The sequence below is a fragment of the Streptomyces sp. NPDC021080 genome, assembly GCF_044333225.1.
In the GTDB taxonomy this organism is placed as follows: domain Bacteria; phylum Actinomycetota; class Actinomycetes; order Streptomycetales; family Streptomycetaceae; genus Streptomyces.
Window position 1 is genome coordinate 1 of sequence record NZ_JBIRQM010000001.1, and the last position, 16272, is coordinate 16272.

Here is a 16272-nt window from a genome sequence, read left to right on the forward strand (position 1 = left end):
CGTCTCCGCCGGGTCCAGGTCCCGCAGGGCCTCGTGCAGGTCCGCGCCGTCCACGTTCGAGACGAACCGCAGCGTCAGCGAGCGGTCGGTGAAGGGGCGCAGCACCTCATAAGCCATCGCCGGGCCCAGGTCCGAGCCGCCGATACCGATGTTGACGACGTTCTTGATGCGCCTGCCGGTGTGCCCGGTCCACTCGCCCGAGCGGACCCGGCCGGCGAAGTCCGCCATCTTGTCCAGGACCGCGTGCACGGCCGGCACCACGTTCTCCCCGCCGACCTCGACCACCGCCTCCCGCGGCGCCCGCAACGCGGTGTGCAGCACCGCCCGGTCCTCGGTGACGTTGATCCTCTCGCCCCGGAACATCGCGTCCCGCAGACCGGACACGTCGGTGGCGACGGCGAGTTCCTGGAGCAGGGCCAGGGTCTCGTCGGTGATCAGGTGCTTGGAGTAGTCGATGCGCAGGTCGCCGACCTGGACGACGTAGCGTTCGGCGCGCGCGGGGTCGGCGGCGAACAGGTCGCGCAGCCGCGGTTGGAGCATCGCCTTCGCGCGGTGGTCCTCCAGGGCCGTCCACTCCGGACGCCGTACGGGCTTGGGGTACTCAGACATGACGGGGGGTCTCCTTGGGGGCCTCGCCGCGCAGGGCGACGGCGTACATCTCGTCCGCGTCCAGGCGGCGCAGTTCCTCGGCGATCAGCTGGGAGGTGGAGCGCACCTTCAGCGCGAGGGTGCGGGAGGGCTGACCGGGCAGGGACAGGGTGGCCAGCGGGCCTTCGGGGCGGTCGATGACGATCTCGCCCTTCTCGGTGCCGAGCCGGACGGCGGTCACGACGGGGCCCGCGGTGACGACACGTTCGGTCTTGACCCGGAGGCGGGCCTCCAGCCAGCGGGCCAGCAGTTCGGCGCTCGGGTTCTGCGCCTCGCTCTCGACGGTCGCCGAGATCACCTTCGTACGGGCCTGGTCGAGCGCCGCCGCCAGCATGGAGCGCCAGGGGGTGAGCCGGGTCCAGGCCAGGTCGGTGTCGCCGGGCGCGTACGAGGCGGCGCGGGCGTCCAGCGCCTCGAGCGGCGCCTCGACGGCGTACATGTCGGTGATCCGGCGCTGGGCGAGGGCGCCCAGCGGGTCCTTGACCGGGGTCTCGGGCGCGTCCACCGGCCACCAGACGACGACGGGGGCGTCCGGCAGCAGCAGCGGCAGGACCACCGAGTCGGCGTGGTCGGAGACCTCGCCGTACGTCCGCAGGACGACCGTCTCGCCGGTGCCCGCGTCGGAGCCGACGCGCACCTCGGCGTCCAGACGCGGGTTGGTGCGGTCGCGCGGGGTGCGGGCGACCCGCTTGATGACGACCAGGGTCCGCGAGGGGTGCTCGCGGGAGGCCTCCTCGGCCGCCTTGATCGAGTCGTACGCGTTCTCCTCGTCGGTGACGATGACCATCGTCAGGACCATGCCCACGGCGGGGGTGCCGATGGCCCGGCGCCCCCGTACGAGCGCCTTGTTGATCTTGCTTGCCGTGGTGTCGGTCAGGTCGATCTTCATGGCCTGCGCCAGCTCCGTCCGTCTCGTGCGAGCATCTCGTCGGCTTCCTCCGGGCCCCAGCTGCCCGAGGGGTACTGCGCGGGCGTGCCGTGGCTCTCCCAGTACCCCTCGATCGGGTCGAGGATCTTCCAGGACTCTTCCACCTCCTGGTGACGGGGGAAGAGATTGGCGTCGCCGAGCAGGACATCCAGGATCAGCCGTTCGTACGCCTCCGGGCTGGACTCGGTGAACGACTCGCCGTACGCGAAGTCCATGGTGACGTCCCGGATCTCCATGGAGGTACCCGGCACCTTCGATCCGAAGCGCACGGTCATGCCCTCGTCGGGCTGGACGCGGATGACGATCGCGTTGGCGCCGAGTTCCTCGGTGGCCGTGGAGTCGAACGGGGAGTGCGGGGCGCGCTGGAAGACCACCGCGATCTCGGTGACGCGGCGGCCCAGCCGCTTGCCGGTCCTGAGGTAGAACGGGACGCCCGCCCAACGGCGGTTGTCCACCTGGAGCTTGACGGCCGCGTAGGTGTCGGTCGTCGACGCGGGGTCGATGCCCTCCTCCTGGAGGTAGCCGCGCACCTTCTCGCCGCCCTGCCAGCTCGCCGCGTACTGGCCGCGCACGGTGTGCTCGCCCAGGTTCTCCGGCAGCTTCACGGCCTTGAGGACCTTGAGCTTCTCGGCGAGCAGCGACTCGGCGTCGAAGGCGGCCGGTTCCTCCATGGCGGTCAGCGCCATCAGCTGCAGGAGGTGGTTCTGGATCACGTCCCGGGCGGAGCCGATGCCGTCGTAGTAGCCGGCCCGGCCGCCGATGCCGATGTCCTCCGCCATCGTGATCTGGACGTGGTCGACGTACGACCGGTTCCAGACGGGCTCGTACATCTGGTTGGCGAAGCGGAGCGCCAGGATGTTCTGGACGGTCTCCTTGCCGAGGTAGTGGTCGATCCGGAACACCTGGTCCGGATCGAACACGTCGTGGACGATCCGGTTCAGCTCGCGGGCGCTCACCAGGTCGTGGCCGAAAGGCTTCTCGATGACCGCGCGCCGCCAGGACCCCTCGGGGGCGCGCGCCAGCCCGTGCTTCTTGAGCTGCCGCACCACCTTCGGGAAGAACTTCGGCGGTACGGAGAGGTAGAAGGCGTAGTTGCCGCTGGTACCCCGGGAGGCGTCCAGCTCGTCGACGGCGGAGCGCAGTTGCTTGAACGCCGTGTCGTCGTCGAAGTCGCCCGGGATGAACCGCATGCCCTCGGCGAGCTGCTGCCAGACCTCCTCGCGGAACTCGGTCCGCGCGTGCTCGCGCACCGAGTCGTGCACCACCTGCGCGAAGTCCTGGTCCTCCCACTCACGGCGGGCGAACCCGAGGAGAGAGAAGCCCGGCGGCAGCAGACCCCGGTTCGCGAGGTCGTACACGGCCGGCATCAGCTTCTTGCGGGACAGGTCGCCGGTGACGCCGAAGATGACCAGACCGGAGGGGCCCGCGATCCGGGGGAGCCTGCGGTCGCGCGGGTCGCGCAGCGGGTTGTCCCATTCGGCCGCCGACACGCCGAGGGCCTCGGCGAGGTCCGCGGACTCCTGGACACCGAGGGCCTCGGCGGGGTCGGCGGGTGCCGGGACGCCGGGCGCCTCGGCCGGGGTCCCGGGCGTCAGGCCGTCCGGTTCCACGGCCGGGTCACCGGATCCCTGCGGCGCGGTGGCCGCATCCTGCGCGTCACCGTCGGAAAGCGCCTCACCCTTGGTCATTCCCCGTCAACTCCCTTGCCCCGCAGGGAGGCCGTCACCGCTTCGAGAAGGTCCTCCCAGGCCGCCTCGAACTTCGCGACGCCCTCGTCCTCCAGCTGTCCGACGACCTCGTCGTAGGAGATCCCGAGCGCCTCGACCGCGGCCAGGTCGGCACGGGCCAGGTCGTAGCCGCCCCTCACCGTGTCGCCCTGGATGTCGCCGTGGTCGGCGGTGGCGTTCAGCGTCCCCTCCGGCATGGTGTTGACCGTGCCCGGTGCCACCAGCTCGTCGACGTACAGGGTGTCCTTGTACGCGGGGTCCTTGACGCCCGTGGAGGCCCACAGGGGACGCTGCTTCTGCGCGCCGTGGGCGGCGAGCGCCGTCCAGCAGGCGTCGCCCTCCGTCGTGCCGTCGGCGGCGCCGAACACGTTCTCGTACGCCTCGTAGGCCAGACGGGCGTTGGCGAGCGCCGCCCTGCCCTTGAGCGCGAGGGCGTCGTCCGAGCCGTTCTTCGTGAGCCGCTTGTCGATCTCGCTGTCGACCCGGGAGACGAAGAAGGAGGCGACGGAGTGGATTCCGGCGAGGTCGACGCCCGCGTCCCGTGCCCGCTCCAGGCCCGCGAGGTAGGCGTCCATGACCTCGCGGTAGCGCTCCAGCGAGAAGATCAGCGTGACGTTGACGCTGATGCCGAGGCCGATGACCTCGGTGATCGCCGGGAGACCGGCCTTCGTCGCCGGGATCTTGATCATCACGTTCGGGCGGTCGACGAGCCAGGCGAGCTGCCGGGCCTCGGCGACGGTCGCGACGGTGTCGTGCGCGAGGCGCGGGTCGACCTCGATGGAGACCCGGCCGTCACGGCCCTCGGTCGCCTCGAACACCGGGCGCAGGATGTCGGCGGCGGCGCGCACGTCCGCGGTCGTCATCATGCGTACGGCCTCGTCGACCGTCACCCCGCGCACGGCGAGGTCGGCCAGCTGCTGCTCGTACCCCTCGCCGGAGCCGATGGCGGCCTGGAAGATGGACGGATTGGTGGTCACGCCCACCACGTGCCGCGTCGCGACGAGTTCGGCCAGGTTGCCGGACTCGATCCGCTTGCGGGAGAGGTCGTCGAGCCAGATGGAGACGCCTTCGGCGGAGAGGCGTTCGAGGGGTGCCGCGGTCGCGGTCGCTTCGGTCACAGTGATCATCTTCCTTTGTGTGAACGGATCAACCGCGCAGGGCGGCCGTGCCGGTCGTCGAGTCGAGTGCGGCCCGCGCCGCGGCGGCGACGTTCTCGGCGGTGAAGCCGAACTCGGCGAACAGCGTCCCGGCGTCGGCCGAGGCGCCGAAGTGCTCCAGCGAGACGATCCGTCCGGCGTCACCGACGTACCGGTACCAGGTCAGGGCGATTCCGGCCTCGACCGCCACGCGGGCCTTCACGGACGGGGGCAGGACACTGTCCCGGTACTCCGGGGACTGCTCCTCGAACCACTCGACGGACGGCATCGACACCACGCGGGTGCCGACCCCCTCGGCCTCCAGCAGCTCGCGCGCCGCGACGGCGAGCTGCACCTCGGAGCCGGTCGCGATCAGGACGACGTCGGGAGTCCCGGTGGAGGCGTCGCGCAGGACGTAACCGCCGCGCGCCGCATCGGGGTTGGCCGGGTAGGTCGGCACGCCCTGACGGGTGAGCGCGAGACCGTGCGGGGCCGGGTTCGTGGCGTGCCGCTCGAGGATCTCGGCCCAGGCGATCGCCGTCTCGTTGGCGTCCGCGGGGCGGACGATGTTCAGGCCGGGGATGGCGCGCAGCGAGGCGAGGTGCTCGACCGGCTGGTGGGTGGGGCCGTCCTCGCCGAGACCGATCGAGTCGTGCGTCCACACGTACGTCACGGGGAGCTGCATCAGCGCGGAGAGGCGGACGGCGTTGCGCATGTAGTCGGAGAACACCAGGAAGGTGCCGCCGTAGATGCGGGTGTTGCCGTGCAGGGCGATGCCGTTCATCTCCGCGGCCATGGAGTGCTCGCGGATGCCGAAGTGGATCGTGCGGCCGTACGGGTTCGCCTCCGGCAGCGGGTTGTCCGCCGGGAGGAAGGACGACGTCTTGTCGATCGTCGTGTTGTTCGAGCCGGCGAGGTCGGCGGAGCCGCCCCACAGCTCGGGGAGCACGGCGCCGAGCGCCTGGAGGACCGTGCCGGAGGCGGCGCGGGTGGCGACGCTCTTGCCCTCCTCGAACACCGGCAGCGCGCTCTCCCAGCCCTCGGGGAGCTGGCCGGCGACGATCCGGTCGAAGAGCTTCGCGTTCTCGGGCCGCTCGGTGCGCCAGGCGCCGATGCGCTTGTCCCAGTCGGCGTGCGCCTCGGCGCCCCGGTCCAGGGCCCGGCGGGCGTGGGCCAGCACCTCGGCGTCGACCTGGAAGGTGCGCTCCGGGTCGAAGCCCAGGATCCGCTTGGTGGCGGCGATCTCCTCGGCGCCGAGCGCCGAGCCGTGCGAGGCCTCGGTGTTCCGCGCGTTCGGGGCGGGCCAGGCGATGACCGTGCGCATCGCGATGATGGAGGGGCGCCCGGTCTCGGCCTGCGCCGCCTTGAGCGCCGTGTACAGGGCGTGCACGTCGATGTCGCCGTCGGACGCGGGCTCGATGCGCTGCACGTGCCAGCCGTACGACTCGTAGCGCTTCAGCACGTCCTCGGAGAAGGCCGTCGCCGTGTCGCCCTCGATGGAGATGTGGTTGTCGTCGTAGAGGAAGACGAGGTTGCCGAGCTTCTGGTGGCCGGCCAGCGAGGAGGCCTCCGCCGAGATGCCCTCCTCCAGGTCGCCGTCGGAGACGATCGCCCAGATGGTGTGGTCGAACGGGGACTCGCCCTGCGGCGCGTCCGGGTCGAACAGGCCGCGCTCGTAGCGGGCGGCCATCGCCATGCCCACCGCGTTGGCGGCGCCCTGGCCGAGCGGACCGGTCGTGGTCTCCACGCCTGCGGTGTGTCCGTACTCGGGGTGGCCGGGCGTCTTGGACCCGTGGGTGCGGAACGCCTTCAGATCGTCGAGGCCGAGTTCATAACCTGACAGGAAGAGCTGGGTGTAGAGGGTCAGCGAGGTGTGGCCGGGGGAGAGGACGAAGCGGTCACGGCCGGTCCACTCCGGGTCGGCCGGGTCGTGCCGCATCACCTTCTGGAAGAGCGTGTACGCCGCCGGGGCCAGGCTCATCGCGGTCCCGGGGTGACCGTTGCCGACCTTCTGCACGGCGTCGGCGGCCAGAAGACGGGCGGTGTCGACGGCCCGGCGGTCGAGCTCGGTCCAGGTGAATCCGTCGGAGCTCTGTGTACTCATCTTCAAGAAGTCCTCACGAGGCGTGCTGCAGCTAGGTCTTTGCGTTCAAACCTAAAAGTCAGACTTTTGCTGGGGAAGGTGCCCGTGTGTCAGCCTTCGGTGAAAGTGGGACACATGGAGCCGTGGCGAGGCGACGCGAGAAGGACATGAACGACAGAACCACCCAAGGCGGCACCGGCCGTCGTGGCGGCCAGGACGGGATCAGAACCTTTCCCTTTCCGGCCGATCTGAGCCTGTCCGGCGTGGGCATGCAGGTCGGCGCGATGGGGACCGGGCGCACCTGGCACGCGGACGCCCCGCTGGAACGGGTGCACCGCATCGACTTCCACGTCGTGATGCTCTTCCACGAGGGCCCCGTCCGGCACATGATCGACTTCGCCGAGTACGAGGCCCGTGCGGGCGACGTCCTGTGGATCCGGCCCGGCCAGGTGCACCGCTTCTCCGGTACCGCCCCCTACCGCGGCACCGTCCTGACCATGCAGCCCGGCTTCCTGCCCCGCGCGAGCGTCGAGGCGACCGGCCTCTACCGCTACGACCTGCCCCCGCTGCTGCGCCCCGACGCCGCCCGGCTGGCCGCTCTCGAGCACGCGCTCACCCAGCTGGAGCGGGAGTACGTCGACACGACCACGCTGCCGCTCAGCCTGCACACCGCGGTGCTGCGGCACTCGCTCACCGCGTTCCTGCTGCGGCTCGCCCACCTCGCGGCGAGCTCCGCCGAGGCGGCCCACCAGCACACGGACACCACGTTCACCCGGTTCCGGGACGCGGTCGAGAGGGACTTCGCCGTCAACCACAGCGTCAGCGCCTACGCCGACACCCTCGGGTACTCGCGCCGCACCCTGGTGCGCGCGGTGCGTGCCGCCACCGGCGAGACGCCCAAGGGGTTCATCGACAAGCGGGTCGTCCTGGAGGCCAAACGGCTCCTCGCCCACACGGACATGCCGATCGGGCGCATCGGGGCCGCCGTCGGCTTCCCGGACTCGGCCAACTTCTCGAAGTTCTTCCACCAGCACACGGGGTCGACCCCGGTGGCCTTCCGGGCCGAACTGCGCTGAACGGGGCGGATCTCGTGGATCCGCCCCGCCCGGCCGTGCCCGGACGTCCGGTGACGTCCCGTCACTTCTGCTGTCAGTGACCGAAGTCGAACCAGTTGACGTTCACGAAGTCGGCCGGCTGGCCGCTGGTGAACGTCAGATACACGTCATGGGTTCCGGTCACGGAGCTCATGTTCGCGGGCACGGTCCTCCAGGACTGCCAGCCACCGGTGTTGGCCAGCGCGAAGCTGGCGACCGGTGTGCTCGTACGGCTGTCGAGGCGCACCTCGACCAGACCGCTGACCCCGCCTGCCGCGCCGCTCGCGACCCGGCCGTAGAACTGGGTGGCCGCCGAGGAGCCGAAGTTGACGCCCTTGTACACCGCGTAGTCGCCGTTCGCGATGGTGCCGATGTCCTGGCCGCCGCCGGTGTCCGTGGTGGTCTCGCTGACGACGCCGCTCTGGCTGTCGTAGGACTCGGCCTGGATGGCGCTGTAGGCGTCACGGTTGCCGGTGGGCGGGGGAGTGGTGCCGCCACCGCCGCTGCCGGCCGCCGAGAGCACCTGGACGTAGTCGACGACGAGCGGGTGGCCGGGCTCCGTGCCGCTGTCGGGGCCGCCGCCGAAGGCGCCCGGGAAGCCGCCGCCCATCGCGACGTTCAGGATCATGAAGTAGCCGTGGTTGGTCGCGTTCGCCCAGGTGGTCGCGTCGACCTGGTTCGCCTTCACCGTGTGGAAGTTGACGCCGTCGAGGTAGAAGCGGATCTCCTCGGGGCTCGTCGACCTGTCCCACTCCATCGCGTAGGTGTGGAAGCCGGCCTGACAGGTCGTGCCGGTACAGGGCGTGTTGTTGCCGATGCCGCTGGTCTCGTTGCACGGGCCGCCCGGGTTGGTGCCGCAGTGCATCGTGGCCCACTCGGTGTTGAGGCCCTGGACGTTCTCCATGATGTCCAGCTCGCCGACGCCCGGCCAGTTCTGGTAGTTGCCGCGGTAGGGCGCGCCCAGTGCCCAGAAGGCGGGCCAGTAGCCCTTGGCGGCGGCGCCGGTCACGTTCGGCATCTGCAGCCGCGCCTCCATGCGCAGCTTGCCGCCGGCGGGGGGCTCGAAGTCGGTGCGCTTGGTCTCGATGCGGCCCGAGGTCCAGTTGCCCGAGGCGTCACGGCGCGGGGTGATCAGCAGGTTGCCGTTGCCGTCCAGGGCCACGTTGCTGGTGCTGGAGGTCATCGTCTCGACCTCGCCGGTGCCGAAGTTGGCCGGCCCGCCGGGGTAGCTGGTGCCCGTCGTGTACTGCCAGTTGGTGGTGTTGACGCCGCTCCCGGCGGCCCCGGTGAAGTCGTCGGCGAACACCTGGGACCAGCCGGTGGGGGGTGTGGGAGCGGACGCGCTGGCGGGGAGGGTAGCCGCGGTCGCGGCGGCGGCCGCCAGGCTCAGCGTGCCGAGCACGGCGACGAGCGCGCGCCGGACGGAGCCGCGTCTGGATGTGCCGGAGGTTTCACTCATGGGTGCCTCTTCGCGTACGGAGTGTGGGGTGCGCGGGTGGGGGAGCGCTCCCACGAAGACCTTGAGAGCGCTCTCAAAAAAGGTGCGCGGCCAATGTGCTCTCTGTCACTCCGGTCGTCAAGAGGTGAAGCCGAGAAAGTCCTTTCGCTGCAAGGGAGTTCACGCCGTGAAGGAAGGAAGAAGGCCCGATGAGCGTGCCACGGCGGGCAGTTGAAGTCTGTTCATCGGGCCCGACCCTCAAAGGGCGCTGCCGGCCTTCCAGTCGGCCCACGACAGGTTCCAGCCGTTCAGGCCGTTCGACGCTTCGACGGTCCGCTCGCCCGAGTTCTCGACGACCACCACGTCGCCGAGCATCGAACTCTCGTAGAACCGGTAGCCCGCCACGGAGCTGTCGTTCGCGCCCTTCGTGTCGTGCAGGCCGACGCAGCCGTGGCTGGTGTTGCTGCTCCCGAACACCGAGGCGGAGGCCCAGTAGTTGCCGTGGACGAAGGTGCCCGAGGTGGTCAGACGCTGGGCGTGCGGCACGTCCGCGATGTCGTACTCGTCACCGAGCCCGACCGTCGAGGACTCCATCCGGGTCTCCCTGAACCGCTCGCTGATCACCATGATCCCGGACCATGTGGTGTGCGCCGGGGCTCCGCCGCTCACCGGATAGCTCGCGAGAGTCGCCCCGTCCCGCTCGACCGTCATGGTCTTCTTCGCGAGGTCGACCGTGCTCACCTGGCGGCGGCCGATGCGGAAGGTGACGTCCTTGGACTGGACGCCGTAGACGCCGTCCGTGCCCTCGACGTCCTTGAGGCGCAGACTCAGCGTGATCTTCGTACCCGCCGCCCAGTACTCGGCGGGGCGGAAGTCGAGCCGGGTGTTCCCGAACCAGTGACCGACCACCTCGACCGCGGGCTCCGCCGTCACCGTGATGGCCTTTTCCACGGCGGCCCGGTCCGTCACGGGCTTCGTGAAGTTGATCGACACCGGCATGCCGACGCCGGAGACCGAATTCGCCTCGGGCGTGAAATAGCCGGCGAACGTCGCACCCGGGGACTTCGTGACGAACGTCGCGGTGTGCTCCGCGGCGCCCGCCGCTTTCGCCGTGACCGTGTATTTGGTGCCCGAGTACGGATTCCTGGACGAGGTCCAGCGCGTGCGGTCGCCGTTGAAGGATCCGGCCAGAGCGGAGCCGTCGTTGCCGGACACCTCGACCGCCGACAGCGTGCCGTCCGTCACGGAGACCACGACCGGAGCGGTGAAGTCGGCCCTCTTCGTGCCGTCGGCGGGGGAGACGACGACCTTCGGCGCCCTCACCTGCGACTTCGTCTTCTCCCCGGCCCCGGTGGCCGCGCTCGCCGTGGCGTCCTTTCCTTCGGTGGCGCCCGCCGGATCACCGCACCCGCTCAGCGCGAGGGCCGGTACGGCAGCCCCGAAGGCCGTGAGGACCCCCCGCCGTGACCAGGTCCGACGTCCCGGACGCCGTCGTATCCGTCCCGGCTCCACAGGTGCGGACTCGGACCGGTTCGATATCTCAGGGACGCCCACGGAACGCCTTTCCTCGGTTCTTTCGCTCACCACCACTGCGGGTGCATCCTGCGGGACTTCCCTGGGTTGATTCTTTGAATACGGCCTCCCCAGCCTGAGATTCCGGTGAAGACATCCGCGGAGACGGCCTGAATCCACGGTTGTCGGGCCACTCGGAATTGTGAACAGAGTATGAAGCGTCTGTCCGATCCCTGAGTTCTTCCGTGAGATCCACGAGAACTCGACGAGAGCCCGCTTCCGGGAGTCCCATCCGGACCCCCGGCCGCGGGAACGAAGGAGAAGTCCGCTTGCCGTATCCGAGCCGACCCATGCCGGAGGCATCCGTGAATCCAGCTTGTGAACGGCACACCGTGGCCATCGTCGGAGCGGGCGCCGCCGGCACGCTGACCGCCGTGCAGCTCTGCGAGACGGCGGCCCGCCGCCGCACCCCGCTCGCCCTCGTCCTGGTCGACCCCGCCCCCGAGGCCGGGCGCGGAACCGCGTACGCCACCACCGACCCGCGGCACCGCCTGAACGTGCCCGCGGCCGGCATGAGCTGCTACCCCGACGACCCCGGCCACTTCACCCGCTGGCTGTGCCGGCACGGCGAACCCACCGTCAGGGGAACCGACTTCGCCACCCGCTACCGCTACGGCGCCTATCTCGCCGACACCCTGGCCCAGGCCGTCGTCCACGCCCACGGCACCGTCGCCGTACACCGGCTGCGGACCAGGGCGAAGGCCTGCGCCCCCGCCCCGGCCGGGGGACTGGAGCTCCGCCTCGCCGACGGGGACGGTCTCCTCGCCGACAGCGTGGTCCTCGCCACCGGACCGGCGGCCACGACGGGACACTGGGCCCCGCCCCGGCTCCGCACCTCCTCCCGGTTCATCGGCTCGCCCTGGGCGCCGGGTGCCCTCGACGGACCGCTCGCCGAACCGGCCGGCCCCGGCGCGAGCGACGACGTCCTGCTGGTGGGCACGGGGCTCACCGCCGTCGACCTCGCGCTCAGCCTCGACCGTCCCGGACGCACCGTGCACGCCCTCTCCCGCACCGGTCTGCTGCCGCAGCCGCACGCCCTGAGCCCCGCACCCGCGATGGCCGCGCCCGAAGGACTCGACGCACCGACCCTGTCCACCCTGCGCCGGGCCGTCTACCGCCACATCGGCCGTGCCGTACGCGCCCACGGCGACTGGCGTCCCGCGCTCGACAGCCTGCGCCCGCACACCGCGCGCCTGTGGCGCAGCCTCACCCCCGAGGAACGCGCCGCCTTCCTGCGCGGCGAGGGCGCGCTCTGGAACACCCACCGGCACCGGATGGCGCCGGTGACCGCCGAGTCGCTGGACCGCGCCCGCACGGCCCGGCGCCTGCGCGTGCACACCGGCACCATCACCGACGCCGTCCTGCGGCCCGGCGACCCGGTTCTGCTCACGCTCTCCGACGGGTCGCTCATCAGGGCCGGTTGGGTGATCGACTGCACCGGACCGGGCCCGCGTCCCGAAGACCCCCTGTGGCGCTCGCTGTTCGGCACGGGCGCCGCGGTGCCCGGACCGCTCGGCCTCGGCGTCGCGACCCGCGAGGGCCGGCTCCTCGACGCCGAAGGCCGGGCCGGGCTCCCGCTGTTCACCCTCGGCGCCCCGCGCCGCGGTGAACTGTGGGAGACCACCGCCGTCCCCGAGATCCGCGTCCAGGCCGCGGACCTGGCGGAGCAGTTGCTCGCGCCACTGGCTTCCCGGCGACGCCCGGCCCGCCGCCGGCCTCTCGACGCGCACGGGCTCCCGCTGTCCACCCACGCGGAGGCCGCCGCCGCCCACCGCACCGGCCTCGAACGGGTCCTCAAGGTCAGGGCAGGCGCCGAGGACGCCTTCGCGCGCGCCGTCGCCCTCGACCCCGGCTTCGCGCTCGGGCACGCGGCCCTCGCCCTGCTCGGCCACGAGTGCGGCGCCGACGTCGACGTACCGCGGGCGCTGGCCGACGCGCGGCGCTGCGCGCGGGAGAGGGCCGACGCGCGCGAACGCTCCTTCGTCGACGTGGTGACCCGCCGCGTGCACGGCGAGGGCCCCGACAACGGAGCCCGTGCCCTGCTCGGACACCTGGCCGCCCACCCCGCCGACGCACTGGCGCTCGCCGCCGCGGTACCCACCATCGCCTTCTCCGGCATCAACGACCTCGACCCGGCCTACGCGTTGAACCTGGTCGAACGTGCCGCGCCCGCCTACGGCGGCCACTGGTTCCCGGCCTCGCTCCTCGCCTTCCTGCGCCAGGACCAGGGCCGTCACGACGAGGCCGCCGACCTGGCCGGGCGCGCGCTGGCCGCCGAGCCGTCCTCCGGACACGCCGTGCACGCCCTCGCCCACGTCCACTACGAGTCGGGGGACCACGTCAGGGGCCGCGACTGGCTGGACGCCTGGGTGTCCGGGCACGGGCGGGGCGCCGTCCACCGCGCCCACTTCTCCTGGCACATCGCCCTGCACGAACTGGCCCTGGACGATCCGGAGGCCGTCCGCAGGCGCTGGTTCGCACAGCTCGCGCCGGGACGGGTGAGGGGCGTACGCGCCCTGGTCGACTCGGGGTCGCTGCTGTGGCGGGCCCGGATCAGCGACAGCTGGCGGGGGCCGGTGCCCGCGGCGGACGTGCTCGACAGCGTCGCCCGCGAGATCGTGGAACGGCCCGCGACCGCCTTCACCGCGCTGCACGCCGCCGTCGCGCTCACCGCCGCCGGTGATCTCCCGGCACTGCGCCGGCTGCGCGACCACGCTGCCGGCGCCGACGCGGTGCAGCGCGAGGTCGTCGTCCCCCTGTGCGAGGCCCTCTGCGCCCTCGTGGAGGAGCGTTTCCACGAAGCGGCCCGGGGCCTGGACGCGCTGCTGCCGGTCCTCGGCCGGGTCGGCGGCAGCGCGGCCCAGCGCGAGGTCGTCGAGGAGACACTGCTGTACGCCCTGGTCGCGGCGGGCCGCTGCGAGGCGGCCCGCCGCCTCCTGGACACCCGCCTCGACCGCGGCCACGCGCCCCGGGACCGGCGCCTGCTGGCGTCCCTGCCCGAGTGAAGGGGCGACGCGCCAGGTGGACGGGGGCGTCAGGCGTACGGGGCTGTCGGGCGTCGGGTGTCCGGGTGTGCCTGGGTGTGTCCGGGCGTCGGGCATGCGAGACCGTGCGGGGTGTCCGGGTCAGGCGTGCGGGTCCGTCCGGGGCGTCGGGCGCCAGCCCAGGGCTCTGGAGATTCCGCGGGCCGCCAGTCGTACCGCCGGGATCAACGCCGGTACCCGGGCCTCGGCCCACGGCACGACGAGCGACACGGCCGCGACGACCGAGCCGTCCGCGCCCCGCACCGGCGCGGCCACCGACAGGGCGTCCTCGGTCACCTGACGGCTGCTCACCGCGACCCCTGTGCGCCGGACTTCGGCCAGCACGCGGCGCAACCGGGCCGGATCGGTGATCGTGTACGGGGTGTACGCGGCCAACGGCCCGCCGCAGCAGGCGTCCTGGACAGCGGGTTCGGCGTGCGCGAGCAGCGCGAGGCCGACGCCCGTCGCGTGCAGCGGCCAGCGGGCGCCCACCTGGATGCGTACCCCGACCGATGAACGCCCCGAGATCCACTCGGTGTAGACGACCTCGGCGCCGTCCCGCACCGCCAACTGCACGTTCTCGTGCGTCGCTTCGTATAGGTCCTCCAGGTACGGCAGGGCGGTCTGGCGCAGCGCGAGGCCGCGCGGGGCGAGCGCCGCGAGCTCCCACAGCCGCAGCCCCACGTGGTAGAGGCCGTTCGCATCCCGCTCCAGCGCCCCCCACCCGGTGAGCGCGGCCACCAGCCGGTGGGCGGTGGTGAGGCTGAGACCGGCCCGGCGGCCGATGTCCGTCAGGGACAGCGCCGGGTGCTCGTGGTCGAAGGCGGCGAGCACGGAGAGGAGACGGCCGGAGGCGGACGGGGCGGCGCGTTCTCGACCTGTCATGACCGGCTCCCTGCGGCCCGACCCAGGGCGGGGCGCTCCGGGTGTGGGGAGCCACCATGCCGTACGGGCCGGAAGGCGACAATCGCCCGGGCCCGCCCTTGCCCACGCATGCCCGCCCTTGCCCACGCTGCCCGCCCTCGTCCGCGCGGGCCACACAGGCCGGTCCTGGGCGGTGCCGGTCCCCGGGAACCCGACGGGGTCGTGACGGACCCGCCCGGGCACGCGATGGCACGCTGCTCCCTGGAAGACAAGGGTGAACCAGGCGGCCGTGGCGTGCTCCCTCGCCGCGCGGCCTGCGTCCCCGCACCAACTGCGAAGGTGGTACTCGCGTGAGGCTGACCATTCTGGGCGGCGGCGGATTCCGTGTCCCGCTCGTGTACGGGGCACTCCTCGGGGACCGGGCCGAGGGCCGGGTGACCCATGTCGTGCTGCACGACCTGGACGCGGGACGGCTCTCGGCCGTGGCCCGCGTCCTCGCCGAGCAGGCCGCCGGTGACCCCGGAGCACCGGAGGTGACCGTCACCACCGACCTCGACGAGGCCCTGCGCGGCGCCGACTTCGTCTTCTCCGCGATCCGCGTCGGCGGTCTGGAGGGGCGTGCGGCGGACGAGCGGGTCGCCCTCGCCCAGGACGTCCTCGGCCAGGAGACGGTCGGCGCCGGCGGCATCGCGTACGGTCTGCGCACCGTGCCCGTCGCCGTGGACATCGCGCGACGGGTGGCCCGGCTCGCGCCGGACGCCTGGGTCATCAACTTCACCAACCCGGCCGGACTGGTCACCGAGGCCATGTCCCGCCACCTCGGCGACCGGGTGATCGGCATCTGCGACTCGCCGGTCGGCCTCGGCCGCCGCATCGCCAAGGTCCTCGGCGCGAACCCGCGCGAGGCGTGGATCGACTACGTCGGGCTCAACCACCTCGGCTGGGTGCGCGGCCTGCGGGTCGCCGGCCGCGACGAACTCCCGCGCCTGCTCGCCGACCCCGCGCTGCTCGGCTCCTTCGAGGAGGGCCGGCTCTTCGGCCCGCAGTGGCTCCAGTCCCTGGGCGCCGTCCCCAACGAGTACCTGCACTACTACTACTTCAACCGGGAGACCGTACGCGCCTACCAGCGGGCCGAGAAGACGCGCGGCGCGTTCCTGCGCGACCAACAGGCCGGTTTCTACGAGGAGATGAAGCGCCCGGACGCCGCGGCCCTGTCCGCCTGGGAACGCACCCGGGCCGAGCGCGAGGCCACGTACATGGCGGAGAACCGGGACGCCGCCGGGGCCGGCGAACGCGAGGAGGACGACCTGTCCGGCGGCTACGAGAAGGTGGCGCTCGCCCTGATGCGGGCCATCGCCCGCGACGAACGGACCACCCTGATCCTCAACGTCCGCAACCGGGGCACCCTGGGCGTCCTCGACGCCGAGGCGGTCATCGAGGTGCCGTGCCTGGTGGACGCCAACGGTGCGCACCCCGTCGCCGTCGACCCGCTGCCGGGCCACGCCGCCGGACTGGTGTGCGCGGTCAAGGCGGTGGAGCGGGAGGTGCTCTCCGCCGCCGAGTCGGGCTCCCGTACGACCGCGGTGAAGGCCTTCGCCCTGCATCCGCTCGTCGACTCGGTCGCCGTGGCGCGCGCACTCGTCGACGGCTACACGGCCGTACACCCGGGTCTCGGCTATCTGACCTGAGGCCCGGGCGCGTCGGACCCGGGTGCTGCCCGGTTCCCTCCCGATGACGCCCGCTTTGCGCACCGGACTTG

The 16272-nt window shown here is 72.1% G+C and carries 10 protein-coding genes and 1 pseudogene; 3 read left to right on the top strand and 8 right to left on the bottom strand.

All coding sequences use genetic code 11. The features are described from left to right. The 5 genes and pseudogenes from ACH4S8_RS00005 to tkt all read right to left on the bottom strand — a co-directional run. A pseudogene (locus tag ACH4S8_RS00005) lies at positions 1-609 on the bottom strand (glucose-6-phosphate isomerase); the annotation flags it as partial. Then, complete coding sequence (gene opcA, locus ACH4S8_RS00010) at positions 602-1537, bottom strand: glucose-6-phosphate dehydrogenase assembly protein OpcA (RefSeq protein WP_398389340.1); 936 nt, start codon at positions 1535-1537, stop codon at positions 602-604. The pseudogene ACH4S8_RS00005 and the gene opcA, both read right to left, overlap by 8 nt. Beyond that, positions 1534-3264 (bottom strand): glucose-6-phosphate dehydrogenase, encoded by a 1731-nt coding sequence (gene zwf / locus ACH4S8_RS00015; RefSeq protein ID WP_398389341.1) that lies wholly within the window; start codon positions 3262-3264, stop codon positions 1534-1536. The genes opcA and zwf overlap by 4 nt, the downstream gene beginning before the upstream one ends. After that, positions 3261-4430, bottom strand: coding sequence for a transaldolase (gene tal / locus ACH4S8_RS00020; protein WP_398389343.1), 1170 nt, complete (start codon positions 4428-4430; stop codon positions 3261-3263). The genes zwf and tal overlap by 4 nt, the downstream gene beginning before the upstream one ends. A 19-nt stretch (positions 4431-4449) precedes the next feature. Next, a complete protein-coding gene (tkt, locus tag ACH4S8_RS00025; protein ID WP_398389344.1) occupies positions 4450-6543 on the bottom strand; it encodes a transketolase in 2094 nt (697 codons plus the stop codon). Positions 6544-6689: 146 nt separating this feature from the next. Here tkt and ACH4S8_RS00030 point away from each other — a divergent pair, with 146 nt between their 5' ends. Beyond that, positions 6690-7598 (top strand): helix-turn-helix domain-containing protein, encoded by a 909-nt coding sequence (locus tag ACH4S8_RS00030; protein ID WP_398389346.1) that lies wholly within the window; start codon positions 6690-6692, stop codon positions 7596-7598. A 73-nt stretch (positions 7599-7671) separates the two neighbouring features. On the opposite strand, the gene ACH4S8_RS00035 is transcribed toward ACH4S8_RS00030, so the two are convergent. Further along, positions 7672-9075 carry a glycoside hydrolase family 16 protein gene (locus ACH4S8_RS00035; RefSeq protein ID WP_398389348.1) on the bottom strand — a complete coding sequence of 468 codons (1404 nt, stop codon included), beginning with the start codon at positions 9073-9075 and terminating at the stop codon, positions 7672-7674. 237 nt (positions 9076-9312) lie between these two features. After that, positions 9313-10608, bottom strand: a complete 1296-nt coding sequence (locus tag ACH4S8_RS00040; RefSeq protein ID WP_398389350.1) for an Ig-like domain-containing protein — start codon at positions 10606-10608, stop codon at positions 9313-9315. Between the two features lie 308 nt (positions 10609-10916). Between ACH4S8_RS00040 and ACH4S8_RS00045 the strand changes: the two genes are divergently transcribed. Beyond that, entirely contained in the window at positions 10917-13631 is a 2715-nt protein-coding gene (locus tag ACH4S8_RS00045; RefSeq protein ID WP_398390663.1) for an FAD/NAD(P)-binding protein, read from the top strand. 120 nt (positions 13632-13751) lie between these two features. Here the strand turns inward: ACH4S8_RS00045 and ACH4S8_RS00050 are convergent, their stop codons facing one another. Beyond that, positions 13752-14534 (bottom strand): IclR family transcriptional regulator, encoded by a 783-nt coding sequence (locus ACH4S8_RS00050; protein ID WP_398389352.1) that lies wholly within the window; start codon positions 14532-14534, stop codon positions 13752-13754. A 329-nt stretch (positions 14535-14863) separates the two neighbouring features. Here ACH4S8_RS00050 and ACH4S8_RS00055 point away from each other — a divergent pair, with 329 nt between their 5' ends. After that, positions 14864-16201 (top strand): 6-phospho-beta-glucosidase, encoded by a 1338-nt coding sequence (locus tag ACH4S8_RS00055; RefSeq protein ID WP_398389354.1) that lies wholly within the window; start codon positions 14864-14866, stop codon positions 16199-16201. Positions 16202-16272: the final 71 nt, after the last annotated feature.